Source organism: Ruegeria sediminis (genome assembly GCF_005938215.1).
Lineage (GTDB): Bacteria > Pseudomonadota > Alphaproteobacteria > Rhodobacterales > Rhodobacteraceae > Ruegeria > Ruegeria sediminis.
On record NZ_VCPD01000001.1, the window covers coordinates 584,298 to 610,033 of the forward strand.

General features: G+C 67.0%; 21 protein-coding genes. 10 read left to right on the forward strand and 11 right to left on the reverse strand.

The window, feature by feature from the left end:
• Positions 1 to 25: 25 nt before the first annotated feature.
• Positions 26 to 928 carry a LysR family transcriptional regulator gene (locus FGK63_RS03020; protein ID WP_138840105.1) on the forward strand — a complete coding sequence of 301 codons (903 nt, stop codon included), beginning with the start codon at positions 26 to 28 and terminating at the stop codon, positions 926 to 928.
• Here FGK63_RS03020 and FGK63_RS03025 read toward each other — a convergent pair.
• On the reverse strand, positions 919 to 1,770 hold the full coding sequence (locus FGK63_RS03025; protein WP_138840106.1) for a LysR substrate-binding domain-containing protein: 852 nt from the start codon (positions 1,768 to 1,770) through the stop codon (positions 919 to 921). The two genes, FGK63_RS03020 and FGK63_RS03025, sit on opposite strands and share 10 nt — an antisense overlap.
• A 103-nt stretch (positions 1,771 to 1,873) precedes the next feature.
• On the opposite strand from FGK63_RS03025, the gene FGK63_RS03030 reads away from it, so the two are divergent.
• Positions 1,874 to 2,578 (forward strand): SDR family oxidoreductase, encoded by a 705-nt coding sequence (locus tag FGK63_RS03030; RefSeq protein ID WP_138840107.1) that lies wholly within the window; start codon positions 1,874 to 1,876, stop codon positions 2,576 to 2,578.
• A 3-nt stretch (positions 2,579 to 2,581) separates the two neighbouring features.
• Here FGK63_RS03030 and FGK63_RS03035 read toward each other — a convergent pair whose 3' ends face one another.
• Genes FGK63_RS03035 through FGK63_RS03050 form a run of 4 tightly spaced genes read right to left on the reverse strand, consistent with a single transcriptional unit; the run spans position 2,582 to position 8,311 of the window.
• Positions 2,582 to 3,853: an NAD(P)/FAD-dependent oxidoreductase gene (locus tag FGK63_RS03035; protein ID WP_138840108.1), complete on the reverse strand. Its 1,272-nt coding sequence runs from the start codon at positions 3,851 to 3,853 to the stop codon at positions 2,582 to 2,584.
• Positions 3,854 to 3,899: 46 nt separating this feature from the next.
• Positions 3,900 to 4,934: an ACP S-malonyltransferase gene (locus FGK63_RS03040; protein WP_138840109.1), complete on the reverse strand. Its 1,035-nt coding sequence runs from the start codon at positions 4,932 to 4,934 to the stop codon at positions 3,900 to 3,902.
• A complete protein-coding gene (locus FGK63_RS03045; RefSeq protein WP_138840110.1) occupies positions 4,931 to 7,120 on the reverse strand; it encodes a dehydrogenase E1 component subunit alpha/beta in 2,190 nt (729 codons plus the stop codon). Before FGK63_RS03045 ends, FGK63_RS03040 begins: the two co-directional genes overlap by 4 nt.
• Positions 7,121 to 7,144: 24 nt before the next feature.
• A complete protein-coding gene (locus FGK63_RS03050) occupies positions 7,145 to 8,311 on the reverse strand; it encodes a pyridoxal phosphate-dependent aminotransferase (RefSeq protein WP_138840111.1) in 1,167 nt (388 codons plus the stop codon).
• A 101-nt stretch (positions 8,312 to 8,412) separates the two neighbouring features.
• Here FGK63_RS03050 and FGK63_RS03055 point away from each other — a divergent pair, with 101 nt between their 5' ends.
• Genes FGK63_RS03055 through FGK63_RS03065 form a run of 3 tightly spaced genes read left to right on the forward strand, consistent with a single transcriptional unit; the run spans position 8,413 to position 10,480 of the window.
• Entirely contained in the window at positions 8,413 to 9,327 is a 915-nt protein-coding gene (locus tag FGK63_RS03055) for a LysR family transcriptional regulator (RefSeq protein ID WP_138840112.1), read from the forward strand.
• Positions 9,328 to 9,350: 23 nt separating this feature from the next.
• Positions 9,351 to 9,701 (forward strand): hypothetical protein, encoded by a 351-nt coding sequence (locus FGK63_RS03060; protein ID WP_138840113.1) that lies wholly within the window; start codon positions 9,351 to 9,353, stop codon positions 9,699 to 9,701.
• Positions 9,701 to 10,480 carry an extensin-like domain-containing protein gene (locus FGK63_RS03065; RefSeq protein WP_138840114.1) on the forward strand — a complete coding sequence of 260 codons (780 nt, stop codon included), beginning with the start codon at positions 9,701 to 9,703 and terminating at the stop codon, positions 10,478 to 10,480. Before FGK63_RS03060 ends, FGK63_RS03065 begins: the two co-directional genes overlap by 1 nt.
• A 63-nt stretch (positions 10,481 to 10,543) precedes the next feature.
• Here FGK63_RS03065 and FGK63_RS03070 read toward each other — a convergent pair whose 3' ends face one another.
• The 6 genes from FGK63_RS03070 to FGK63_RS03095 form a co-directional block, all read right to left on the reverse strand.
• Positions 10,544 to 11,701, reverse strand: a complete 1,158-nt coding sequence (locus tag FGK63_RS03070) for an acyl-CoA dehydrogenase family protein (protein WP_138840115.1) — start codon at positions 11,699 to 11,701, stop codon at positions 10,544 to 10,546.
• Between the two features lie 106 nt (positions 11,702 to 11,807).
• Positions 11,808 to 12,599 carry a TIGR03084 family metal-binding protein gene (locus FGK63_RS03075; protein WP_138840116.1) on the reverse strand — a complete coding sequence of 264 codons (792 nt, stop codon included), beginning with the start codon at positions 12,597 to 12,599 and terminating at the stop codon, positions 11,808 to 11,810.
• Positions 12,600 to 12,601: 2 nt separating this feature from the next.
• A complete protein-coding gene (locus tag FGK63_RS03080) occupies positions 12,602 to 13,732 on the reverse strand; it encodes an NAD(P)H-dependent flavin oxidoreductase (RefSeq protein ID WP_138840117.1) in 1,131 nt (376 codons plus the stop codon).
• Between the two features lie 4 nt (positions 13,733 to 13,736).
• Entirely contained in the window at positions 13,737 to 15,707 is a 1,971-nt protein-coding gene (locus FGK63_RS03085; RefSeq protein ID WP_138840118.1) for an acetyl-CoA carboxylase biotin carboxylase subunit, read from the reverse strand.
• A gap of 2 nt (positions 15,708 to 15,709) precedes the next feature.
• Positions 15,710 to 17,329: an acyl-CoA carboxylase subunit beta gene (locus FGK63_RS03090; RefSeq protein ID WP_138840119.1), complete on the reverse strand. Its 1,620-nt coding sequence runs from the start codon at positions 17,327 to 17,329 to the stop codon at positions 15,710 to 15,712.
• 13 nt (positions 17,330 to 17,342) lie between these two features.
• The gene (locus FGK63_RS03095; protein WP_138840120.1) at positions 17,343 to 19,106 is read right to left on the reverse strand and encodes an acyclic terpene utilization AtuA family protein; all 1,764 of its coding nucleotides are present in this window, start codon (positions 19,104 to 19,106) and stop codon (positions 17,343 to 17,345) included.
• A 121-nt stretch (positions 19,107 to 19,227) separates the two neighbouring features.
• On the opposite strand from FGK63_RS03095, the gene FGK63_RS03100 reads away from it, so the two are divergent.
• The 5 genes from FGK63_RS03100 to FGK63_RS03120 all read left to right on the forward strand — a co-directional run bounded on the left by FGK63_RS03100 (position 19,228) and on the right by FGK63_RS03120 (position 25,723).
• Positions 19,228 to 19,860: a TetR/AcrR family transcriptional regulator gene (locus FGK63_RS03100; protein ID WP_138840121.1), complete on the forward strand. Its 633-nt coding sequence runs from the start codon at positions 19,228 to 19,230 to the stop codon at positions 19,858 to 19,860.
• Positions 19,857 to 21,014 (forward strand): acyl-CoA dehydrogenase family protein, encoded by a 1,158-nt coding sequence (locus tag FGK63_RS03105; protein WP_138840122.1) that lies wholly within the window; start codon positions 19,857 to 19,859, stop codon positions 21,012 to 21,014. Before FGK63_RS03100 ends, FGK63_RS03105 begins: the two co-directional genes overlap by 4 nt.
• 224 nt (positions 21,015 to 21,238) lie before the next feature.
• Positions 21,239 to 22,093: an OST-HTH/LOTUS domain-containing protein gene (locus FGK63_RS03110; protein ID WP_138840123.1), complete on the forward strand. Its 855-nt coding sequence runs from the start codon at positions 21,239 to 21,241 to the stop codon at positions 22,091 to 22,093.
• 264 nt (positions 22,094 to 22,357) lie between these two features.
• Positions 22,358 to 23,566, forward strand: coding sequence for an acetyl-CoA C-acetyltransferase (locus tag FGK63_RS03115; RefSeq protein ID WP_138840124.1), 1,209 nt, complete (start codon positions 22,358 to 22,360; stop codon positions 23,564 to 23,566).
• 12 nt (positions 23,567 to 23,578) lie between these two features.
• Positions 23,579 to 25,723 (forward strand): 3-hydroxyacyl-CoA dehydrogenase NAD-binding domain-containing protein, encoded by a 2,145-nt coding sequence (locus tag FGK63_RS03120; protein WP_138840125.1) that lies wholly within the window; start codon positions 23,579 to 23,581, stop codon positions 25,721 to 25,723.
• Positions 25,724 to 25,736: the final 13 nt, after the last annotated feature.

Below are 25,736 nucleotides of genomic sequence, written 5' to 3' on the forward strand. Positions count from 1 at the left end.
CCATTCATGATTAATCATATATGACATGAGCAAAATCGATTTCACCGATCTCGACGGCAAGGTCCTGCGTGCCTTTCTGACCATTCTCGAGGAAAGCTCGGTCTCCCGGGCCGCCGACCGGTTGGGCGTCACCCAATCGGCGGTCAGCCACACGCTGTCCAAGCTGCGGGCGGTTCTGGGCGACCCGCTGTTCGTGCGCTCGGGCCAGGGGCTGATGCCCACCGAGCGGGCGCTGGCGCTGAAGGACCCGGTGCAACGGGTGCTGGACGGGATGCGCGCGCTGACCGACGGGCGGCCCTTCGACCCGCTTGGCGAAGAGATGCGGTTCCGGATCGCCGCAAACGACCTGCAGCGCGAGTTGATCTTTCCGGACCTGCTGAACGCGGCCCGCGCCGAGGGGATCCGGCTGCGGCTGAACTTCGTGCCGTCAGGTGTGCCCGACGCGACCATCCTGCGGAACGACAGGTGCCAGATGATGCTGACGCCGCTGCCGCCCGACGGGCCGGACATCTTTCAGAAGCGGCTGCTGACCAGCCCGCTGATGGTCTATTACGACGCCGGCCGCCGCGCGCCGCCGCAAAGCTGGGAGGACTATTGCGCCGCCGAACATGTCGAGGTGCGCTTTGCCGACGGGCGCAGCGCCAGCATGGTCATGCGCGGCGTGGACAGAAGCCAGATCAGGCCACCCACCGTCACCCTGCCGCATTTCAACGCCATCCCGTCCTTCGTCAGGGGCAGCGACCTGATTTCCACCGACACCGCCCTGATGAAGAAGGGTCCGCTGGCCGTGCTCGACTGCGCGCCCCTGCCCTTCGACTGCGAATCGGTGCCGATCTACATGGTCTGGCACGAACGCTCGACCGGAGACCCGGCGCATCGGTGGCTGCGGGACAGGATCGAAGGGATCGCGGCCGGGCTTCAGCCCTGAGATTTCAGCCAGTCGCGCATGGCCGCGACCAGGTCCGGCTGGCGTGGCTGGCGCGGCGCGACGATGTAGAAGCCGGGATCGGTGCTGAGGCTGTCCGGCAGGGGCCGCACCAGCCGGCCCGACGCCAGCTCCGACGACACCAGCGGCGCATTGGCAAGCGCGAACCCCTGCCCGGCAACCGCCGCGTCGATCGCCAGGCTGGTCTGGCTGAAGTTCATCATCCGCGGTTTGCCGGACGCGCCGAGCCGCTCCAGGAACAGCGGCCACAGCCCGTGGGCGTCGTTCAGCAGCACCTGCCGCACCAGGTCTCCGGGGCCGGAGATGCGCGCGGCCAGGTCCGGACTGCACACCACCACGTATTCGGTGCCGAACAGCGGCTCGGCCACCAGCCCCGGCCCAAAGGGCGGGCGCCCCTGCCGGACCGCGATGTCGATGCCGTCGCTCTGGAAATTGGCTAGGCGTTCGCCGGCGTCCACCTGCACCGCAATGTCCGGATGCCGTTCGGTGAAATCGCCCAGGCGCGGCACCAGCCACTTTGCGGCGAAGCTGGGCGTGACCGAGATGGTCAGGCCGCGTTCCCCGTGCAGGTCCCCGGCTGCTTCCTCGATCAGGCGGAAGGCGCGGCGCAGCGGCGCGTGAAACCGGCGCCCCGCCTCGGTCAGGCGCAACCCGCGCGGCAGGCGGTCGAAAAGCTGCACGCCAAGCCGCGCCTCGAGCCCCCTGACCTGCTGCGCCACGGCACCCTGGGTCACGCCCATCTCGTCGGCCGCCAGCCGGAAATTCAGGTGCCGCCCGGCGGCTTCGAAGGCGCGCAGGGCGTTCAGGGGCGGGAGCGTCGGCATGAATTCACCCTGTAGGATTTCTACAGGATTACCGCAGCAGAACTGATTGGTCAAACGGCGGGAAAGGCGTCACATTCCCCGCACTGGAAAAAGGAGTTCCGACATGACTGACAAAGTGGCCCTGATCTCTGCCGGCGGCAGCGGCATGGGGGCGGATGCGGCGCGGCGGCTGGCGGCGGATGGATTCAAGGTCGGGATCCTGTCTTCGTCCGGCAAGGGCGAGGCGTTGGCAAAGGAACTGGGCGGCGTCGGCGTCACCGGTTCGAACCGGTCGAACGACGATCTGCAGCGGCTCGTCGATGCGGCGATGGCAGAGTGGGGCCGCATCGACGTGCTGGTCAATTCGGCTGGCCACGGCCCCCGCGCGCCGGTGCTTGAGCTGACCGATGAGGACTGGCACCAGGGGATGGAGGTCTATTTCCTCAACGCGGTGCGCCCCACGCGGTTGGTGACACCGATCATGCAGAAACAGGGCGGCGGTGCGATCATCAACATCTCGACCTTCGCGGCCTTCGAGCCCGATCCGGTCTTCCCGACCTCGGGCGTGTTCCGCGCCGGGCTGGCGGCCTTTGCCAAGCTCTACTCGGACAAATACGCCGCCGACAACATCCGCATGAACAACGTCCTGCCCGGCTTCATCGACAGCCTGCCGGAGAAGGAAGAGTTCCGCGCCCGCATCCCCATGGGCCGCTACGGCCGGAGCTATGACGAGATCGCCGCGGTCATCGCCTTTCTCGCCTCCGAAGGCGGCGGCTATGTCACCGGGCAGAACATCCGGGTGGATGGCGGCATCACGCGCTCGGTCTGACCGCTAGAGACGCGCCTTGACCAGATGGGTCAGCGCCGCGCCGGTTTCGAAAAAGGCGCGGCGCACGCCTGTCCAGCTTTCCCGGTGTTCGTCCGAGACCGGCAGCGGCAGGCGCGCCGGATCATCGTTCAGCAGGCTTTCGGCCATCATCCGGCCGAACACCGTGCCGGGTCCGATGCCGCGCCCGGAATACCCGTGCGCGGACAGCGCGTTCGGCCCGATCCGGACGATCTTGGGAATGTGGTCCGACGTCATCGCGATGCGGCCGTGCCAGCCTTGGTCCAGGGGCTGACCGGCAAGCGCCGGAAAGATCTCGGCCAGCTTGCGGCGGATCCAGCCCCGGTGGGCAAAGCTGCCGGCATGACCCAGATCACCCATCGCCCCGATCACCAGCCGCCCGGCCTGATCCATGCGGAAGGAGGTCATGATCAACCCGGTGTCCCAGCAGCCTTCGCCGCCCGGCAGGATCGAAGCGCGCAGATCCTCCGCCAGAGGCGCGGTCGCGTGCTGGAAGTAGTAGACCGGCACGTAGTTCTGCGCCGTGGCGGCAAGGCCGGTGTGATAGGCGTTGGTCGCCTGGATCAGCGCCCTGGTCCTGACCGATCCGCGCGGCGTGCGCAGATGCCATAGATCGCCGTCGTGCCGCAGTTCAAGAACCGGGCTTTGCGCGTGAATATGCGCACCGGCTGCGGCCGCGGCCCGCGCCAGCCCCTGCACATAGGCCAGCGGCTGGATCGTTCCCGCGCGGGGGTCGAACAGGGCGCCGTGAAAGGCGGCGCTGCCGGTGCGGCGGGCGGTTTCCTCCGCCGGCAACAGCTGGACCGGCGCCCCCGCCGCGCAAAGCTGCGCCCGGCGGGTTTCCAGATCCCGCAGCCCCGACGGCGAATGCGCCAGGTGCAAGGTGCCGTTCCGCACCGCTTCGCAGTCGATCCCATGCGTTTCGATCAGCCGGAACACCTCGGCGGGGGCCGCTGCCAGCAGGTCGATCAGCCGATCCGCCGGGCCGCGCCCCAGATGCGCGCGAATATCCTCCGGCGGCAGCCAGAGCCCGGCATTGACCAGCCCGACATTGCGGCCCGAGCCGCCATGCCCGATCTCGCGCGCATCGAGCAGACAGACCGACGCCCCGGCCTGCGCCGCATTGAGGGCCGCCGAACAACCCGTGTAGCCGCCGCCGATAACGGCGAGGTCCACCGTGACCTCACCGTTCAGGACGGGCGTTTCGACCCGCTCGCGGCTGGTCTCTTTCCAGAGGCTCTGGGCATGGTCGGTCATCGCGAGTCGGCCTTTCCTTCACGTCGCGGGCACATTTCAGAACTGCTCAGCCGGTGACAAGGGCCCTCTGATCCTCCCGGCCCATCGAAACCAGAAGCGGGGATTCGTCCTGGCGTTTCCTGAACCCGGCCTTGTCGGACATGCCGTGCCAGTTCGCCAGCACCAGCGACTGCGCCACCGCGCCGCCCAGCGTGCTGCCGGGGCCGGTGACGATGAACAGGTCGGGCGCGAATTCGCGGGCCGCCGTCTGCACGGCGCGGGTGAAATCGTAGGGCTCGGTCACCTGATGCCCCAGCGTGTAGTCCCACAGCGCGCCGGTGTCGGTCGCCCAAGGCCACCAGATCTTGCCGCGCCCGTCGATCAGCGGCAGGTCGGGCTGGCCGAACAGACCGGCGGGCAGGCGCGCGCGGCCTTCGGCCGCGACAGGCGCCTGCAAACGGGTGTGAAAGGCCGCGTGGTTGGCCAGCCGCATCGGGAAACGCTCCTGCGCAACGGGCTGCGACGCCTCGAAGGCTTTCAGCCCCGCCTCGTTCCCTGCCAGGACCACCATGCCGCCAAGATCGATCGACAGCGCAAGGTCATGGTCGGGCAGGGCGTCGATCCGCGCCACGTCGACCAGAATTTCGGCCTTGCGCGCCGGGTCGTCGGCCCAGTCCTCGGCGGTGAAGGGATAGACCAGTTGCCCGCCGATCAGGTGCTCCTGCATCAGAGTGCCCATCGTGTTGACGACCCGGAAGCCGTTTTCGGGCGACAGCGCCCCGGCGGCGGCTAGCGAGATGTACCAGCCCATCGAGTTGCCGGTGACCGCGACCACCTCGATGTCGTCCGCCAGCGCCTGCGCATCGGCCAGCGACGCGGCGTAGATCAGGGGCGAGGCCACGTCGCCGCGCGAATACCGGGCGACCGAGAACCGGTTCGCGCCATCCAGTTCGGTCACCGCCTCCTGCCCGGTTTCGGCGCGGATGACGTCGAATTCGCGAAACAGGTCCATCCGGTCCGCGTGGTGGCGGTGCAGGTAGCCCAGTTCGGACTTGTTGTAGGTGCCCCGTCCGGGGCAGATCACGACGGCGGTGCGGGTCATTTCGCGGCTCCGGTCAGGCTGAGGGCGGCGGCGACGATGCCGTCTTTCGACGGCAGCGGGGCGGCATAGGCGGGGCCGGTGGCGATGAAGCAATCCTCGGCCACCACGCGGGCGGCGGGAATGCCGGACTGTTCGGCAAACAGCGTCATCAGCGCCTCGGACTGGCTACCGGTGCGGCGGCATTCGTCCACGATCAGCACGTGCTTGCAGCCTTTGGTGGCCTCCAGCAGCGCCTCGGCGGGCAGCGGGGCCAGCCAGCGCATGTCGATGATCCGGGTCTTCAGCCCGGCGGCCTGCAGTTCGGGAAGCGCCTGCCTGGACAGGTAGTGGCCGTTGCCGTAGGTCACGATCGCCAGATCCTTGCCGTCGCCGTGAACGCCGATCTCGCCCAGCCCGATCCGCTGATCGGGTGAGGGATAGACCGTCATCCAGCCGCCATCCTGCGCCTCGTGCAGATCGCGCATCGGGTAAAGCGCGATGGGTTCCAGGAACACCACCACCCGCTGCTCCTCGCGCGCCAGCCGCACGCATTCGCGCAGCATTTGCGCGGCGTCCGCCCCGCTGGACGGGCAGGCGATGATCACGCCCGGAATGTCGCGCAGAACCGCCAGCGAGTTGTCGTTGTGGAAATGTCCGCCAAAGCCCTTCTGATAGCCCAGCCCGGCGATGCGCAGCACCATCGGGTTGGTGAACTGGCCGTTGGAAAAGAACGGCAGCGTCGCCGCCTCGCCCCTTATCTGATCCTCGGCATTGTGCAGATAGGCGAGGAACTGGATTTCCGGGATCGGCACGAACCCGTTGTGCCCCATGCCGATGGCGAGGCCGAGGATGGACTGTTCGTCCAGAAGCGTGTCGATCACCCGGTCGGGGCCGAAACGCTGCTGCAGCTTCTGCGTGACGCCATAGACGCCACCCTTGCGGCCCACATCCTCGCCCATGCAGACGATCTCGCCATGTTCCAGCATCAGGTCGGTGAGCGCCCAGTTGATCAGGCGGCTCATCGGCTGCGGATCCTCCATCGCCCGCAGGTCGCCGCCGAACGCGGCGGCGCGCGCCTCGGCGCCGGGGCCGTTGGTGGGCTTGCAGACCCGCTTCGGCGGGATGAGGCTGGCCGCGACTTCCTGCGCGTTCGCCAGATGCGGGCGGGTCGCGGCCTGCGCCGAGATGCGGTCGGTGCGTGCGCAGGTGTCCTTGTAGATCTCAAGCGCCTGATCGGGCGACAGCGCCCCGGCCTGGTCCAGCAGGCGCACGCTGTGCAGCAACGGATCGTTGGCCTCGTCGGCCTCGACCTCGACCTTGCTGAGATAGGTGGTCGGAACGTCGGCCCCCGCATGGCCATAGAGCCGCACGGTCTTCAGGTGCAGGAAGGCGGGCTTGCGGCGGGTGCGGACATAGTCGGCGGCCTGCCGCGCCACCGCGTAGGTCTCGAAGATGTCCAGCCCGTTGGCCTGGAAATACCTGATCCCGGGCCGGTGCTGCATCGACGCCTGGATCCACCCCTTGGGCGTTTTCACCGAAATGCCGATGCCGTTGTCCTCGCAGACGAAGAGCAGCGGCAGCGGAATGGACTGCACGCTGGTCCAGCCCGCCGTGTTGATCGCCCCCTGCGCGGTCGAATGGTTCGCCGAGGCATCCCCGAAAGAGCACATGGCGATGCCGTCCTCGGGCAGCTGCCGATGCTCGGGCGGGTGCCGCCGCGCCGCGCCAAGGCTGTAGGCCGCGCCGACCGCCTTGGGCAGGTGGCTGGCGATGGTCGAGGTCTGCGGCGGGATCGTCAGCGCCCTGGACCCCAGAACCTTGTGCCGCCCGCCCGAGGTCGGATCCTCGCTGGAGCATGCAAAGCTCAAGAGCATGTCCCAGGCGATCTGCTGGCCCGGCACCTGATCGGCGCGGGCGATCTGAAAGGCCGCGTCGCGATAGTGCAGGAAGGCGATGTCGGTCGGGCGCAGGGCATGGGCCACCGCTGCCATGCCTTCGTGCCCGGACGAGCCGATGGTGTAGAACCCCTGCCCCGCCTTCTGCATCGCCCGGCTGGTGCGGTCCAGCGCGCGGCTGAGCACCTGCGCGCGGTAAAGCGCCACCGCCTCCGGGTTGCTCAGCCCGGGCAGCGGCGGCGCGCCGCCCGGCAGGTCGCGGCTGGCGACCCGGGAAAGGAAGTTCTCGTGAACGATCTGGGCGCGGTCCATCACATGTCCCCGGTATCTGGTCGATTACAGTTTGGCGGTCGCGTCCGCGATGCGGCGCAGCCCTTCTTGCAGGCTTTTCGTGGCATAGGCGAAGGACAGGCGCAAATGCCCAGGCATCCCGAAGGCCCGCCCAGGCACCAGCGCAACGCCCGCCTCGTCCAGCAGGTACCGGCAGAATTCGTGATCCACCGGCATTTTCGCCGGCGTCCTCGGGAACGCGTAGAACGCCCCGTCCGGCAGCGCGCAATCGAGCCCGGCGTCGTTCAGCCCCCGGACCACCAGGTCGCGCCGCGCCCGCATCTCGGCCCGGCGTTCCGCCAGCAGATCCTGCGGACCGGTGATCGCGGCAAGCGCCGCCGCCTGCGCGATGGAGCAGGCGCCCGAGGTGATCTGTCCCTGCACCTCGACCATCGCCTTGATCAGCGGCGCGGGGCCGATGCCCCAGCCGATCCGCCAGCCGGTCATGGAATAGGCCTTGGAAACGCCGTTCACCGTCAGGGTACGGCCCGCCAGCGCGGGAACCGCCTGAACGAACGGAGTGAAGGGGACATAGGCAAGATGCCGATAGATCTCGTCCGAGATCACCCAGACCTGGGGATGCCTTTCCAGCACCGCGCCCAGCGCCTGCAGTTCGGCCTTGGAATAGACCGCGCCCGTGGGGTTCGACGGCGTGTTGAGCAGCAGCCAGCGGGTGCGCGGGGTGATCGCCGCCTCCAACTGGACCGGCGTCAGCTTGAACCCCTGCGCAGGCGGGCAGTCCAGCACCACCGGCACACCGCCGGCCAGTTTCACCATGTCGGCATAGCTGGTCCAGAACGGCGCGGCGGCGATCACCTCGTCGCCCGGATCGAGCGAGGCGAGGAACGCGCCCGCCAGCACCTGCTTGGCCCCGGTCGAGACGATCACGTTCGCGGGCTCCGCCCCGGCCTCGGCGGCGATGGCGGCGCGCAGCGCGGGCGTTCCGGCGGTGGGCGGGTAACGGGTCTGCCCGTCCTGCGCCGCCCGGTGCGCGGCCTCGACCACGTGCGGCGGCGTCGGAAAATCGGGTTCGCCGGTGCTGAGCGCGATCACGTCCACGCCCTGCGCCCGCAGTTGCGCCGCGCGTTCCGTGATCCGCACGATTTCAGACAGTTCGATCCCGTCAAGCCGCCCGGCCCGGCGGAACCCGCCCAAGCTGTTCTGAATGGTCATGGCATCCTCGCTGTGCAACCCTGGCCGTTTCCGCCCTTCATCGCGCTGGATCAATGCGAATGCCAGTGATATTCCTTTTACAAGGTATGAGGATAAATCATATGATCGCGCCCCGCCGTTTCCTGCCTTCGATCTCGTCCCTGCTTGCGCTCGAAGCGGTGGACCGGCTCGGCAGCGCCTCGGCGGCGGCCGAGGAACTGTCGCTGACCCAAAGCGCCATCAGCCGCCAGTTGAAGGTGATGGAGGAACAACTGGGCGTCGCCCTGATCCAGCGGACGCAGATGCGGCTGCAGCTGACGCCGGCGGCAAGGGAATACGTCGAAACCGCCCGCGCGGCGTTGCAGCAACTGGCGCAGGCGTCACTCAAGCTCAAGGCGAACCCGACCGGCGGCTCGCTGCACCTGTCCATCCTGCCCGCCTTCGGGATGCACTGGCTGGCCCCGCGCCTGCAGGATTTCGCGCGGCGGCACCCCGAGGTGACGGTAAACCTGAGCACGCGCCTGAAGCCCTTCGATTTCGCCGCCGAGCCCTTCGACGCGGCGATCCATTTCGGCCGCAGGGACTGGGCCGGGGTGAACCACCTGCGGATCATGCGCGAAGAGGTGGTTCCGGTCTGCGCGCCGGACCTTGCGCAGGATGCGGACGGCCCGGACTGGCTGCTGACCGCGCCCCTGCTGCATCTGGACACGCGGCCCGACGCCTGGGAGCGGTGGTTCGCCGCGCAGGGGCTGGACGCGCCGGGCCTGCGCGGGATGCTGTTCGACCAGTTCTCGACGATGATTCAGGCGACGATCCACGGCCTGGGCGTGGCGCTGCTGCCCAGCTACCTGATCACGGCCGAGTTGGAAACCGGCCGTCTGGTCCCGGCCTGGCGGGGACCGGCCGTCAGCCTTGGCGACTACTACCTCGTCTGGCCGCAGGACCGTGCGGAACCGGCGCCGCTGGCTTCGTTTCGCAGGTGGTTGGAGGGACAGTTGCCGGAATCCTCTGCGGACGTGCCGCGGGAGAGGGGGTAGCGCCCCCTGCTGACTGAATTGCGGTGATCAAGACGAAGGAAGAAGGTCGAGCACTACCTGGAAAGTTGGCAAGTTTTCCTGGGCGCGGCTCCAATCCCATAGCGGAACGGACGTCAGCAGGCACCGGGCTTCACGGCGAACAATTCGAAAAAGTTGTTGAACCCGTGGGGTCAAATCTTCTTATCATTCTTGTGAAACGATCGCTGGTCACGGAGAATTCAGTACCGATGAAGAAGCGAAGCTGTGCTTGGCACTCAACAAAAGTCCGTCTGGTGCAGGCCTGTTTCACCGCCAACCTCCGCAATTGCCGTGAAGCCCGCAACGCCGGTCGGAATGCAGATGCGTTGCGCTTGCGACGCGAGAAGTCGATCTGATGCGGGTTTTGGTCGCCTCATTGATGCTTTGCGCAAACATGGCGGGTGCCGAACCGGATTGCGCCGAAAGTCCGCTCGCGCATCCGTCCCACCTTCTTGCGTATGAGCCGGTTGGCGGCGCTGCCATGCTTCCAGGAGAGGCATCCGCGACAGTCGCCGCTGCACCTTGGCAAGAGGTCGTGATTTCACCGAGGCCCGCGCTGCGGCCCTGCAAGTTTCGCAATTTCGCCCTTGGACGTGAACGTATGCGCCAGCGCGGTGCGGTGTGTGGCGATTGGACGATTTTGGGTGAGACACTCAAGTCTTTTTCAGGGAAATATCGAGGATGCGGAATTGCCGACCCTGTTCGGGTCCGCAGGGTTTCCGACGTCTACCTCAGCCAGCTTGCGCTGATGGATTGCATGACTGCGGTTACGCTCAAGACGTGGATCGAAACCACGGCCAAACCTGCTTTTGCGGACCAAGGCGGTGGCTTGAAGGGCCTGCGTCTGGCCGGGCACTATTCCTGCCGGACGCAGAACAACCTGCCTCGCGCCCGAATTTCCGAGCATGCCAGGGGCCGGGCAATCGACATATCCGCCTTTGTGCTGTGGGACGGCACCGAGATCACCGTTGGCAACGGGTGGAACGCAGAAGACTCGGGCGACGTTTTGCGCAAGCTGCACGCCGGCGCTTGCGGTCTGTTTGGCACGGTGCTGGGCCCGAACTCGGATCGGTTTCACAAGGGGCACTTTCATTTCGATACGGCCCGTCGCCGCAGCGGCCCTCTCTGCCGATGACGGCCTTGGACCACCGGCACCGCCCGTGATGCGAACGGCGGGCAGGAGCCCGCCGCCGCCCCCTCACACGTCCATCGACCGCGCGATCAGTTCCTTCATCACCTCGTTGGTGCCGCCATAGATCATCTGCACGCGGGCGTCGGCGTAGAGGCGGGCGATGGGGTATTCCATCATGAAGCCGTAGCCGCCGAACAGTTGCAGGCATTCGTTCATGATCTCGTTCTGCACCTCTGAACCCCAGTATTTCACCATCGACGCGGTGGCGGCGTCCAGTTGCCCCTGTTCCAGCTTGGCGATGCAGTCGTTGACGAAGCTGCGCAGAACCTCGGCCTTGGTCTTGCATTCGGCCAGCTTGAAGCGGGTGTTCTGGAAATCCATCACCCGCTGGCCGAAGGCCTTGCGCTCCTGCACGTATTTCACCGTCTCGGCGATGGCGAAGTCGATCGCGCCCAGCGCCATGATGCCGATGGTCAAACGCTCCCACGGCAGCTGTTTCATCAGCTGGTAGAATCCCTGCCCCTCTTCCGGCCCGATCAGGTTGGTCATCGGCACCTTCACGTCCTCGAAGAACAGCTCGGCGGTGTCGTTGGCCTTCATGCCCAGCTTCTTGAGGTTGCGGCCCCGGCGGAAGCCTTCGGCGCCCTCGGTTTCCACGGCGATCAGCGAGACGCCCTTGGCGCCCTGCCCCTTGTCGGTCTTGGCCACCACGATGACCAGGTCGGCGCTCTGGCCGTTGGTGATGAAGATCTTGGAGCCGTTGATCCGGTAGCTGTTGCCGTCCTTCTCGGCGGTGGTGCGCACCGCCTGCAGGTCGGACCCGGTTCCGGGCTCGGTCATGGCGATGGCGCCGACCATCTCGCCCGAGGCCAGCTTGGGCAGCCATTTCGCCTTTTGGTCGTCGCTGCCATAGGCGGTGATGTAATGGGTCACGATGGACTGGATGCCATAGCCCCAGCCCGCGTCCCCGCGCGAGGTCTGTTCGTAGATGGTCACGGCGTCAAAGCCCATGCCGCCGCCGACCCCGCCGAATTCCTCGGGGATCGATCCGGCCATCAGGCCGGTTTCGCCGGCCTTGCGCCAGAACGCCCTGTCGACCACGCCGTTGTCGACCCAGGCTTCGATGTTCGGCACGAGTTCGTCGTCCAGAAAACGGCCCGCCATCTCGGAGAACATCCGGTGCTCGTCGGTGACCCACGATGCGGTGCTGGTGAAAAGAGACATGTTGCGTTGCTCCAAGCTGAGATTGCCCGCAGGCTACAATCGCCGCCGATTCAAGCCAATCCGAGTGACGCGGCGTCCTGACCGCGCAACGCAACGTCCTTTGGTCTCAGCCGCCGGTCCTGTGGCGCGCGCCCATGGCCGGCGGCGTCTCGGGACCGCCCGCAAAGCACTGGGCGATCGACATCCATTCGGCCGCGATGGGGCCTTCGACCCGCAGCGACGTGTCGGCGATGTTGCGGGTCTGCGCGACCACGCGCGCGAAATCGACCGCCGGGCCGCTGATCCGGTTCTCGCCGGGCTCGCCGTATTCCCAACGCGCGCCCGATGGCGCGGTCAGCTCCAGCCGGGGCATGACCTCGGGCGCGTCGCGGCCATGCACCTTAAAGGACCAGCCAAAGGTGTTCACCCCCAGCACCACGATGTTCCTGATCCTGTCCGTCTCCCACCGCTCGACCCCGAGGATGTCGAACACTTCCTGCCCGTGGGCCCAGGTCTCCATCTGCCGCGCGGTGATGGAGGAACGCACCGACATCTCGGGGCCGGCCCATTTCACCCGGCGACGTGGGTCGAGCCGGGCCCAGCTTTCGCCCATCTGCGTGTAAAGCGACCGCCAGGCCGCGCGCAGGTCCTCGCCCCGCTCGGGGACCATCGCGTTTTCGGTGGCGCGGAACCCGCTGGACCGGATGCCAGCAAAGGTTTCGGCGACGCGCGCCTGAAACGCGGTCTCGTCGGTCAGCGACAGTTCGGCCATCCCGTTCCAGAAATGCAGGTGAACCAACACGTCGTTCAGCGTCCAGCCCTTGAACTGGGTCACCGTATCCCACTGATCGCCGGTCACGTTTGCCAGAACCGCGTGCAGCGCCTCGCTTTCCTCCAGGAAATCCCGTGCCTGTTCCATCCCTACTCCTCCAAGGTGGCCATCAGCCGCTCGGCGGCGTCCAGATAGTCCTGCTTGAATTCCTGAACGACCGCTCCGGCCGAGGTCATCCGGTTCATCAGCCCGACCCCCTGTCCGACCCAGTAGGTCGCCAGATCGGCCGCGCCTTCGTGCCCGCCTTCGGCCAGCTTCTCGATCTTGCCCAGCGCCGGTTCCGAAATCAGCGACTGCAGCGGCATCGGCAGCGGATCGGGACCGCCCGCCTCCCACGCCTCGGTCCAGGCCGAACGCAGCTGGCGCGAGGTCTTGCCGGTGCGCGACCGCGACCGGATCGTGTCGGAGCAGGAGGCCGCCAGCATCTTGTCCTTGATCCGCTGGCCCGGCTCGCCCTCGGCCGTGGTCAGCCAGACCGACCCGCACCAGGCCCCCGCCGCGCCCATCGCCACGGCTGCGGCCATCTGGCGGCCGGTGACGATGCCGCCCGCCGCCAAAACCGGCGTGTCGCCCGCGACCGACACCACCTCGGGCACCAGCACCATCGTCGAGACCTCGCCGCAATGACCGCCGGCCTCGCCGCCTGCGGCCACCAGGATGTCCACCCCGGCGGCGATCTGCCGCTCGGCATGTTTCTTCGATCCCACCAGCGCGGCCACGGTCACGCCGGCCTCGCGGGCGCGGTCCAGCATGATCTGCGGCGGCGTGCCCAGCGCGTTGGCGATCAGCCGGACCGGAAAGGAAAACGCCACGTCCAGCATCTCCTCCGCGCCCGCGGTGTTGAGGTTGTGCGAGACATGCAACAGCGCCCTGCGCCGTTCGGCAAGGTCATCCGCGGGAACGCCGTTCCGGGCCAGAACGCTTTCCACGAACTCCAGATGCTCGCGCGGCAGCGCGCCCAGCAGTTGCTCGTCCGACGGGCCGCCCTCCTCCTGCCGCTGCAGCGAGGTGGGCACGATCAGATCGACGCCATAGGGTTTGCCGCCACAATGGGCGTCGATCCATTCCAATTCGGTCCTCAACTGGTCGGGCGTGTAAAGCACCGCCCCGAACACGCCCATTCCGCCCGCGCGGCTGACGGCGGCCACCACGTCGCGGCAATGGCTGAAGGCGAAAAGCGGGAATTCGATGCCGAGCTTCCGGCAGAGGGCCGAGTTCATCCGGTCATTCCTCCTCGATCTCGATCATCACCTCGCCCGAGGCCAGTTGCTGCCCCGCCGCGACATGCACCGCCTTCACGACCCCCGCGGCCGAGGCGGTGATCTGGTGCTGCATCTTCATCGCCTCCAGAACCGCCAGCTTGCCGCCCCTGGCCACGGTCGCGCCGGGCGCCACCTCGACCGCCAGCACCAGCCCCGGCATCGGCGCCGTCACGCGCCCGCCGCCTGCGCGCGCCTCGTCCTGCGACCCGGCGCGTAGCCGACGGAACGCAAGGCGCCGGGCACCCACGGCAATCTGCACCGCGTCGCCGGCGACGCGCGCCACCGCCTCGACCCGGTGCCCGTCGATCCGGGCGCTCAGGTCGTTACCGTTCACCGCAAGTTCAACGTCGAAAACCGCCTCGCCGATCCCGACGCTCCATCCGCCGGGAAAGGCGCCGACCGTCGCGTCGATCCGCCGGTCCCCCTCGGCCAGCGTCAGCCCGCGCGGCAACAGCGGCGCGCTGGACCAGCCGAGCTGATCGGCCGAGACGTAGCCCGCCCGCGCCAGCGCCGCGTCGCGGTCATGCTGCATCAAGGCGGCGACGGCCAGCGCGGTGTCCCGCGGGCGCGTCTCGGCGGCGGGGAACCCTTCGGGATAGACCTGGTCGAGCAGCCCTGTCGTGGCCTCGCCCGCAGTGAATTTCTCCTGCCCCAGCACGTCGGCCAGGAACTCGGCATTTGTCACCGTACCCAGAAGCACCGTTTCCCTGACCGCACGGATCAGCCGTGTCCGCGCGACCTCGCGCGTCGGGCCGTGGGCGATGATCTTGGCCAGCATCGGGTCGTAGAAGGGTGAGATCTCCTGCCCTTCGACGATGCCCGCATCGATGCGGATGCCGGGGCCCGTCGCGGGCCGCCACAGGTCCACCGGGCCGGTCGCGGGCAGGTAACCGTTGGCCGGGTCCTCGGCATAGAGCCGAACCTCGATGGCGTGGCCGTCGAGGCGCACCTCGTCCTGCGTCACCGGCAGCGGCGAACCCTGCGCGACGGCAATCTGCATCGCCACCAGATCGAGCCCGGTAATCATCTCGGTCACGGGGTGTTCGACCTGCAGCCGCGTGTTCATTTCGAGGAAATAAAACGCGCCCGACGCGTCCAGCAGGAACTCCACCGTTCCCGCACCGCGATAGGCCACCGCCCGCGCCGCCTCGACCGCCGCCGTGCCCATGCGGGCGCGCAGCTCGGGCGTCATGACGGGGCATGGGGCCTCTTCCACCACCTTCTGATGCCGGCGCTGCACCGAACAGTCGCGCTCGCCCAGATGGACGATGTTGCCGTGGGCGTCGGCAAAGACCTGAATCTCGACATGGCGCGGCAGGGTGATGGCCCGCTCAAGGATCAGCTCGTCCGAGCCGAAGGCGTTCGCCGCCTCGGAACGCGCGGCGGCCAGCGCCGCCGCCAGGTCCGCGCCGTTGCGCACGACCCGCATTCCGCGCCCGCCGCCGCCCGCAGCGGCCTTGACCATCAGCGGAAAGCCGATCTTTTGCGCCGCCGCCGTCAGGGCCGCGTCCGACTGGTCCTCGCCCTCGTATCCCGGCACGCAGGGCACCCCGGCGGCGATCATCAGGCGCTTGGCCTCGGCCTTGTTGCCCATGACGCGGATCGCCTCCGGCCCGGGCCCGATGAAGGTCAGACCCGCCGCCTCGACCGCACGGGCGAATTCCGCGTTCTCGGACAGGAACCCGTAGCCCGGATGGATCGCCCCCGCGCCGGTTTCCCGTGCCGCGGCGATGATCCTTGCGCCGTCCAGATAGCTGTCGCCGACCGGCCCTTCGCCGATCCAGACCGCCGCATCCGCCAGCGCGACATGCGGTGCCTTGGCGTCCGCCGTGGTATGGACGGCCACCGTGCGCAGCCCCATCTCGCGGGCCGTGCGGATCACCCGCGCGGCGATCTCGCCCCGGTTGGCCACAAGTATCGTGTCGAACGCCATGCTCAGAACCTCGCCACGCCGTAGGAGCCCGGCTTGACCCTGCGGGCGCGGCCTTCCAGGCTGGTTTCGAGGCAGAAGCCCAGCACCCGCCGCGTGTCGCGCGGGTCGATGACGCCGTGATCCAGGCACCGGCCCGAGGTGTGGAACGCCCCCGCCTGCCGGTCGAAATGCGCGGCGATCATCGCGCTTTGTTTGGCGAGCCGGTCCTCGTCGATCTCCTCGCCCTTGCGTCTGGCCCCGGCGCGGGCGACCATCGCCATGGTTCCGGCGGCCTGTTCGCCGCCCATCACGCCGGTCGTGGCATTCGGCCAGGCGAACAGGAAATCGGGCTCGTAGGCATAGCCGGACATGCCGTAGTTCCCGGCCCCGAAGCTCGCCCCGATATAAAGCGTGATGCGCGGCACATCGACCGAAGTGACCGCCTGGATCATCTTGGCCCCGTGCTTGATCATGCCCGCCTGCTCGTATTGCGTGCCGACCATGTAGCCGGTGGTGTTGTTCAGGAAGATCAGCGGAATATCCGCCTGCCCGCACAGCTGGATGAACTGCGCCGCCTTTGTCGCGCCCGCCGGGTCGATGGGGCCGTTGTTGCCGATGATCCCCACCGAAATGCCGTTGACCGCTGCCTGAAGGCAGACCGTCGAGACGCCGTAGAGCGGTTTGAAATCCTCGAACTCCGAGCCGTCCACGATCCGCGCCACCACCTCGCGCACATCGTAGGGAATCCGGTAGTCGGTCGGCACCAGACCGGCGATGTCGTCGATGTCATGGCGCGGCTCGGCAAAGGCGTGGGCGGCGCGCGGCGGCAGCGACTTGTTCCAGTCGAGCCGGGCGATCACGTCGCGGGCGATCTCGACCCCGTGGGCGTCGTCCTCGGCCAGGTATTCCACCAGCCCCGAGGTCGATGCGTGCATCTCGGAGCCGCCAAGGTCGCGGTCGTCGGCCTTTTCGCCGGTCGCGGCATGAACCAGCGCGGCCCCGGCCAAGGCGGCCATGCCGTTCTTCTTGACCCCGATCACGTAGTCGGCCAGTCCCGGCATATAGGCGCCGCCCGCCGTCGACGGCCCGTGCAGCACGGCAAGGTTCGGCAGCCCCGCCGCCGACAGGCGGGCGAGGTTGCGGAACAGCCTGCCGCCCTTGGCCCAGAATTCGACCTTGTATTCCATCAGGTTGGCCCCGGCGCTTTCCACCAGATGCACGAAGGGCAGGTTCTGCCGCAGCGCCATCTCCTGCGCCGACAGGAAGGCCGCGGCGGTCATCTCGGCCATCGCGCCGGCCTTGATGCCGCTGTCATCGACCACGACCATGCAGCGCGCGCCCGCGATGAAACCGATCCCGATGATGACCGAGGCTCCGGGCACCGATGCCTCGGGGTCATCGCTGTCGACCATGTATCCGGCCAGGCTGTGCAGTTGCAAAAACGGCATCCCCGGGTCCAGAAGCCGCGCCAGCCGGTCGCGCGGAGTGATCTGGCCGCGCGCCTCCATCCGTTCGCGGCGCTTCTCGGACAGGGCGGCGGGCCGCGCCTCGAGGTCGCGCAACTCCTGCACCAGCGCCAGCATGTCGGCCCGGTTCCGGGCAAAGGTTTCGCTGTCTCGGACAACCTGGCTGACAAATCCCATCGTTCCCTCTCCGTCAGGAATTCACGATCAGCCCCGCCGGCATCTTTACCGGCAGGGACAGGAGTTTCTGGGCAAACGCCTTGCCCTGCGGATCGTTGCGCAGACTGGCGACGCCGCCGCCGCCCAGAACCCGCGTCATCAGGATGTTCATCGCGCAGGTGCCGGGCAAGAAAAACCGCGCGACTTCGCCCTGCAGTTCTTCGGCAAAGACCGTCGCGACCGCCTCGGGCGTGAGCGCCGCCCAGATGTGCGGCATGTAGGCCGGGTGCCGCGCGATCACCCCGATATTGGCGCTGTCGCCCTTGTCGCCGGACCGCGCCCAGGCCAGCGCCTCAAGCGGGCGCATGACGGTTTCCGCCGCAGGCTCGGCCTCTGGCGGCGATTTCGGCTTGGACGGACCGATTTCCCGCACCGGCAGTTCGGGCGGGTCGAACGGCACCGGCTTTCCATCGATCGTCACCCGGCAAGCCAGCGCGTTTGCATCGACGAGGAACGAGAACAGCGCCACCACCGGTGACGGCTTCGGCCGGCCGCCGCCGGTGAAGAAATGCAGCCCCGGCGGCGTGGCCAGCGCGCCGCCGATCAGTTCCTTCAGAAACAGCCCGACCGCGCGCGCATCGTCGTGCCGGACCGCGGCCTTGAAGGCGATTTCTTCGTACGCGCCCGATCCCGGCCTTCCTCCGAACGCCTCGAAGGACACCTCGCGGTAGTCCACCGCGTGCATCCGGGCCAGCCTCGCCCGCGCCCGGTCCAGCCCCGCCTGCGCGAAGGCCCGCGCCTTTTTCCGCGCGTCGCGCCCGCTCATCTGGAACACCATCCCGGCGCGGTAGCCGTCGGCCCATGTTGCCGACACCTTGAGACGCCCCGAAGGCGCCCGCCCCTGCGCACCCGTCACGCGCACCCGCTCCGGCCCGTCCTGCGCCATCCGCACCTCGGAAAAATCGCAGATCACGTCCGGCAGAAGATAGGCCTGCGGGTCGCCGATCTCGTACAGCATCTGCTCGCCGACCGAGGCGGGCGTGACGATGCCGGTCGTCCCTTCGGGCTTGGTCAGCACCAGGGCGCCATCGCCCGCGACCTCGGCGATCGGATAGCCGATCCGCGCCGGATCTCCCGCCTGCTCCCAGTCGGTGAAATTGCCGCCGGTCGATTGCGGCCCGCATTCCAGCAGATGCCCCGCCAGCGAGCCCGCCGCCAAAAGGTCGTGATCGCCCGCCGTCCAGCCGAAGCGGTGCATGCAGGCGGCAAGCGTCAGCGCGCTGTCGGCGCAGCGCCCGGTCAGGACGATATCCGCCCCGGCCTCCAGCGCCGCCACGACCGGAAACGCGCCGACATAGGCGTTCATCGAGGCGATCCTGTCCAGCGGCGGCATCGGCTCGCCCGAGAACATCTCGACCTCTTCCACAAACTCGCCGGCGCGCGGCAGCAAGTCGTCGCCTTCGACCACGGCGACCGACAGCGACAATCCCGCCTCAGCGATCCGGGCCCGCAGCGCCGCGGCGCAGGCTTGCGGATTCACCCCGCCCGCATTGGACAGGACCCGCACGCCTTGCGCCGCAATCGCGGGCAGGTTCGGCCCCATCGCCTCGGTCACGAAATCGGTGGCATAACCCAGCGCGGCATCCTTCATCCGGGCCCGGGCCAGGATCGACATGGTGATCTCGGCCAGGTAGTCGTAGACCAGAACGTCCACCCCAGCGCCCAAAAGCTGCGCGGTGGCGTGGGGCGCTTCGCCCCAGAACCCGCTGGCTCCTCCGATGCGCAGGATATCCGTCACGCGACGTCCTTTCCTCTCCCTGGCCGCGCGGCACTTTACAGACCGCCCGTTCTGTTTTTAAGTTGCCCGCAACCTTTTCACCGGTCAAGCGGGCTCGGCCCGGAACGACGCGACGGAACGAATGGCGGCCACGGACAAACCCACGACGCAGGACCAGCGCTCCAGGGCGATGCAGGCAAAGGTGGTCCGCGCCGCCATCGCCTGCCTCGACACGCTGGGCTATGCCGAGACCAGCTTTGCCAGGGTGCAGGCGCAGGCGGGCGTGTCGCGCGGCGCCATCACCCATCACTTCCCGACCAAGCAGGCGCTGGTCGCGGCCACGGCGATGGAGCTTCTGGCCAATGCGCTGGGGCCGGTCGAACGCCGCCCCGGCCCGCCGGACGGCAATCCGGCCCCGGTCTACGACCTGATCATGACGGCCTGGGACAGGGTGGTGAACTCGCCCGGCGGCCGCGCCATGGTCGAGATCCTCGTGGCCTGCCGCACCGACCCCGATCTCTACGACCTGCTGAAGCACCGTCTGCACGACTGGGACCGGCAAAGCCGCGCATCGATCGCCCGCAGCTATGTCGGCAACGGTCCCGACCCCGACGACGCGGAACTGCTGTGGAGCATGGCCCGGAACTTCCTGCGCGGGCTGGTGCTGCACGACAAGTTCGTCTCGGACCCGGCCTATCTGGCGCGGATGGTCGACCGGTTCGCCCGGATGATGGAAACGCAACTGACCGTCCTGCCCGCAAAGGAGACGCCATGACCTGCCCTTCCCCCTTCATGACCCCCGAGCGCGAAGCCTGGCGCGGCAACCTGAAACGCTTTTTCGACGCCGAGGTGAAACCCCATGTCGAAGAGTGGGAGGCGAACCGCTCGGTCCCGTGGGAGCTGCATGAAAAACTGGGCGATCTGGGCGTGTTCGGCTTCGGCATCCCCGAGGAATACGGCGGATTGGGCTTCGACGACGCCTTCATGCGCGCCGACTATGCCGAACTGGCCTTCGGCTGCGGCGCCTCCGGGGTGGCGGCCGCGGTCGGGGGGCGGATGATCTCGCTGGGTCCCATCGCGCGCTTTGCGCCCGAGGAGTTCCGGCGCACGGTCCTGCCCCAGATCGTGGGCGGGCGGATGAACTCGGCGCTGGCGATCACCGAGCCGGGCGGCGGCTCGGACGTGGCGAACCTGACCACGGGCGCGAAGCGCACCGCGAAAGGCTGGGCGCTGAACGGCGCCAAGGCCTACATCACCGGCGGCATGGATGCGCAATGGTTCGTCGTCGGCGCCCGCACCGGCGGCCCGGGGCTCGCCGGCATCTCGCTGTTCCTGGTCGAGGCCGGCGCGCCCGGTTTCACCCGCACGCCGCTGGGCGGCAAGATGGGCTGGCACTGCTCGGAACAGGCGATGCTGCATTTCGACGATTGCGAGGTGCCGGAAACCGCGCTGATCGGCCCCGAGAACAAGGGCTTCATCGCGATCATGAACAATTTCAACCACGAGCGTCTCGCCATGATCGCGGGCAGCCTTGGCATGATGCGGGTCTGCTACGACGCCGCGCTGGACTGGGCGCGCGAACGCGTGACCTTCGGACGGCGGCTGATCGAACACCAGGTCATCGCGCACAAGTTCGCTGAGATGTCCGCGAGGATCGACATGATCGAAGCCTGGCTGGAACGCATCTGCTGGGCGATGAACCAGGGGCTCATGCCCGCGGCCGAGATCGCCAAGGCCAAGGTGCAGGCGACCAAGGCGCTGGAATTCACGGCCTCGGAAGCCATGCAGATCTTCGGCGGCGCGGGCTATCTGACCGGCAACCCGGTGGAACGGGTCTGGCGCGAGGTCAAGGTGATGGCGATCGGCGGCGGGTCCGAGGAGATCCTGCGCGACCTGGCCGTGCGGCAGATGGGGCTGGCGGGGCAGTAGTGGTTTGCACATTCCGATCGGAGTAGTGATCCGCGAGAAGAATGCTGTGCGGGTTCGTCTGTATTGCGGGACTGAGAGATCCGTTTCTGCGGGCAGGCAACGGATTTGGGCTGCCTGATACAGAACAATCGAACAACCGAATGCGTGGCAGGAACCCTTTTGGCGGGGTAGCGTCTCCGGGCAAAACGTGGTTGACGTGTGTGGAAAAAAAATCGGATCGCACTATGACGGCATTTCCTGACAATGCACTGAAGACGCATCAAAATGAAGTCCAGAGATTGCTGGGGAGATGTTTGTTGCGGTTACAAGCATACGAACGTTTGCTCAAAGCTGTCATCGCCCATCACGAAATCTCTGGGCCGATTCATGGCTTGAAGGCAGTACGAGACACTCGTACTGAAAGCGCTGCCCGCAAGACTCTCGGAACCTTGGTCGGCGATCTGTTCGAGTCGAATGTTGTTACGCACAAAATCGACACACCCAATACAATGAAGATCGATTTTCCGGAGAACAGCGTTTCCTACAGCAGTCGGGTTGTTCTGAATTTACCGGACGTGGAATTCGCCCGAATAGAAAGTGAACTGAAGGAATTTGTCACTCTACGAAACAATTTGGTGCACCATTTCATTGGCCAGCATGACCTTGGAAGCCTGGAGGGGTGCCGTGACGGTCGCGACGCCCTGGTCGCTGCCGGCGACCAAATCAATCACCACTACGAACAGCTTCGGGAGTGGGCGACAGACATGCAACAATGTCGACGGGCGCTTGCAGAGTTCCTCCGGTCGGATGAGTTTCGCGAATTTCTGGTCAATGGCACGAGAATCTGGTCTGGCTCAGAAATTGTGCTTGCATTGAAGGAGGCTGCGGGTGAATTGGCCGTCGATGGATGGACAACCGTCGCGGAGGCTGAAGAATGGATTGCCGAGCGGTACCCCGAACAACTGCCCGCGGAATATGGATGCAGCAGTTGGCGGCAGGTCGTCCATGAGTCGCGTATGTTCGAGCTCCGGTATTTTACAATAAATGGACTACGTTCCGCCAAGTATCGGGAAATAAAACGTCCTAAGAACTCAAGTTGAGTTTCGCTTGCGGCATAGATTCTTGTTGGTGCCATTCGTTTTGGCGTGTGGATCCGATCCGAGGGTCCTGTTTGGACTTCATGCTGACTTTCACAAGCTACAGGCTCACGCATTGGTCCATTCATCGGTTTCGCATCAAAACCGGCGCGAAATCTAAACCAAACGCCGCTACGCGACGTCACAACTCAAATGCCGCGACTGTCCTGTTGGGGAATCGCGGGGCCTCGCCCTACGCTCCGCGCAATCGGATCAGGAGGAGAGACGATGGCGACCCCTGCCTATATCTACGACGCCCTGCGCACGCCGCGGTCGCGCGGCAAGAAGGACGGAACCCTGCATGAAGTGAAGCCGATCCAACTGGCCGCGGGCCTGCTGCGCGAGCTGCAGTCGCGGCACGATCTGGACACGTCCCAGGTGGGCGACGTGATCCTCGGCTGCACCGCGCCGGTGGGCGATCAGGGCGCCTGCGTCGCCAAGGCCGCCGTGCAGGCCGCGCATTGGGACGAGGCGGTGCCGGGCGTGCAACTGGACCGGTTCTGCGCCTCGGGCCTTGAGGCGGTGAACATGGCCGCCGCCAAGGTGGGCTCGGATCAGGAGGACATGGTGGTCGCCGGCGGCGTCGAATCCATGAGCCGCATCCCCATGCTGTCCCAGGGCGGCGCGATGTTCACCGACCCGGATTTCGTGATCGACCAGCACTCGGCCCCGCAGGGCATCGGCGCCGACCTGATCGCCACCATCGACGGCTATTCCCGCGAGGACGTGGACGCCTTTGCCGTGGAAAGCCAGAAACGCGCCGCCCACGCCCGCGACAGCGGCTGGTTCGACCGCTCGGTGGTGCCGGTGAAGGACGAGAACGGCATCACCATCCTCGAGCGCGACGATTTCATCAAGCCCGACACCGACATGCAGAAACTGGGGGCGCTGAACCCCTCCTTCGCGCAGATGGGGTCGTTCGGCTATGACGACATGGCGTTGGCGAAATACCCGCAGGTGAGCCGGATCAACCATGTGCACACGCCGGGCAACTCCTCGGGCATCGTGGACGGGTCCTCGGCCATCATGATCGGCTCGGAAAAGGCAGGCAGGGATCTGGGGCTGGAGCCGCGGGCGCGGATCGTTTCGGCCACGGTGATCTCGACCGATCCCGTGATCATGCTGGCGGGCCCAGGGCCCGCGGCCAAGAAATGCCTCGCCAAGGCGGGGCTCAAGGTTTCCGACATCGACATCTGGGAGATCAACGAAGCCTTCGCCTCGGTCGCGCTGCGCTACATGAAGGATCTGGATATCGATCACGAGATCACCAACGTCAACGGCGGCGCCATCGCCATGGGCCACCCGCTGGGCGCGACGGGTGGGATGCTGGTCTCGACCGTTCTGGACGAGCTCGAACGCCGCAACGCGAAACGCGCGATGATCTCGCTCTGCGTCGGCGGCGGCATGGGCATCTCGACCCTGATCGAGCGGCTGTAAGGGAGACAGGACATGGGCGAATTCGCTTACGAAAAGGACGCCGACGGCATCGTCACCGTCACCATGGACATGGACGGCCCGGTCAACGCGATGAACGCGCAGTTCTGGCCGCTGTTTTCCGACACGATGGACCGGATCGAGGCCGAACAGGACCTCAGGGGCGTGATCTGGACCTCGGCCAAGGACACGTTCTTTGCCGGGGGCGATCTGAACATGCTCAAAAGCATCGAGCTCGACGGCGTCGAAGAGCTGTTCCTGTCGGTTGAGGCCACCAAGGCCATCATGCGGCGGCAGGAAAAGCTGCCGGTTCCCGTGGTCGCCGCCATCAACGGTGCGGCCCTGGGCGGCGGGTTCGAGATCTGCCTGGCCTGCCACCGCCGCATCGCCGCCGACGACCCGAAAACCAGGATCGGCCTGCCCGAGGTGACGCTCGGCCTGCTGCCGGGCGGCGGCGGCGTCGTGCGCCTGACCTGGCTGCTGGGGCTTGAGGCCGCGATGCCCTTCCTGCTGGAAGGGCGCCAGGTCTCGCCCGACAAGGCGCTGCAAGCGGGCCTGATCCACGAGGTCGTGCCCGCCGACCGGTTGTTGAGCCGCGCGAAGGAGTGGATCCTGTCGGTTCAGGGCGACGAGGCGGCGGTGACGCAGCCCTGGGACGACAAGGGCTACAGGATACCCGGCGGCCCCTCGACCGCGCCCAAGAACATGACCCGCATCGCCGGCGCGGCGGCGATGCTGTTCAAGAAGACGCGCGGGTTGATGCCCGCCCCGGCCAAGATCCTCGACATCATGACCGAGGCGGCGGGCAAGGTCGATTTCGACACGGCGCAACGGTATGAAAGCCGCAAGTTCGTGTCGCTGACGCCGCTGGCCAGCACCAAGAACATGATCGAAACGCTGTTCTTCGGCATGAACAAGGTCAACGGCGGGGCCAGCCGGCCGAAGGGCGTGCCGCCGTCCAGGGTCGAATGTCTGGGCATCCTGGGCGCCGGCATGATGGGTCAGGGCATCGCCTTTTCGGCGGCCATGGCGGGCCTGCCGGTGGTGCTCAAGGACATGTCGATAGAGGCGGCCGAGCGCGGCAAGGCCTATACCGCCAAGCTGCTGGACAAGCGCGTCGGCCAGGGCCGCATGACAGGGGAACAACGCGACGCCGTGCTGGCCCTGATCACGCCGACGGACAAATCCGGCGACCTGAAGGGCTGCGACCTGATCATCGAGGCGGTGTTCGAAAAGATCGACGTCAAGGACGCGGTGCTGGCCGAGCATGAATCGCTGCTGGCCGAGAACGGCATCTGGGGCTCGAACACCTCGACCCTGCCGATCACCCGGCTGGCGACCGGATCGGCGAATCCTGCGAATTTCGTCGGCCTGCATTTCTTTTCGCCGGTCGACAAGATGCCGCTCTTGGAGATCATCGCGGGCGAAAAGACTTCGGACGAGACGCTGGCCCGCGCCTTCGACTTCGCCCGCCAGATCAGGAAGACGCCGATCATCGTCGGCGACAGCACCGGCTTCTACACCTCGCGCACCATCGGCACCAAGATCATCGAAGCGGTGGAACTGGTGGCCGAGGGGCACGACCCGGTGCGGGTGGACAACCTTTCGCGCCAGACCGGAATGCCGACGGGGATGCTGTCGCTGCTCGACGAGGTTCAGATCAAGCTGGTGGTGGACATCTACGACACGCAGGTCGAGATGGGGCTGCTGGATCCCGAGCGCGAACAGAACCCCGCAGCCCGCGCCATGCTGGCCGAGATGATCAGTCAGCACGGACGCCACGGCCGGGCCACCGGCAAGGGGTTCTACGACTATTCCGACCAGGGCAAGACGATCTGGCCCGGTCTGGCCGCATGGCGCAAGGAAGACGCCCAAATCAGCGACCGGGACATCCAGGACCGCATCCTGTTCCGCGCCGTGCTGGAAAGCCTGCGCTGCCTCGAGGAAGGCGTGCTGCGCACCGTCGCGGACGGCAATGTCGGCTCGATCCTCGGCATCGGCGCGCCGGTGCATACGGGCGGCTACATCCAGTTCGTCAACACCTATGGCCCCGAACGGTTCCTGGCCCGGTGCGAGGAACTGGCCGCGCAATACGGTCCGCGCTTCGACCCGCCCGAGATCCTGAAACGGCACGTGGCCGAAGACAGGGCTTTCGCCTGAGAACCGGGGGCGC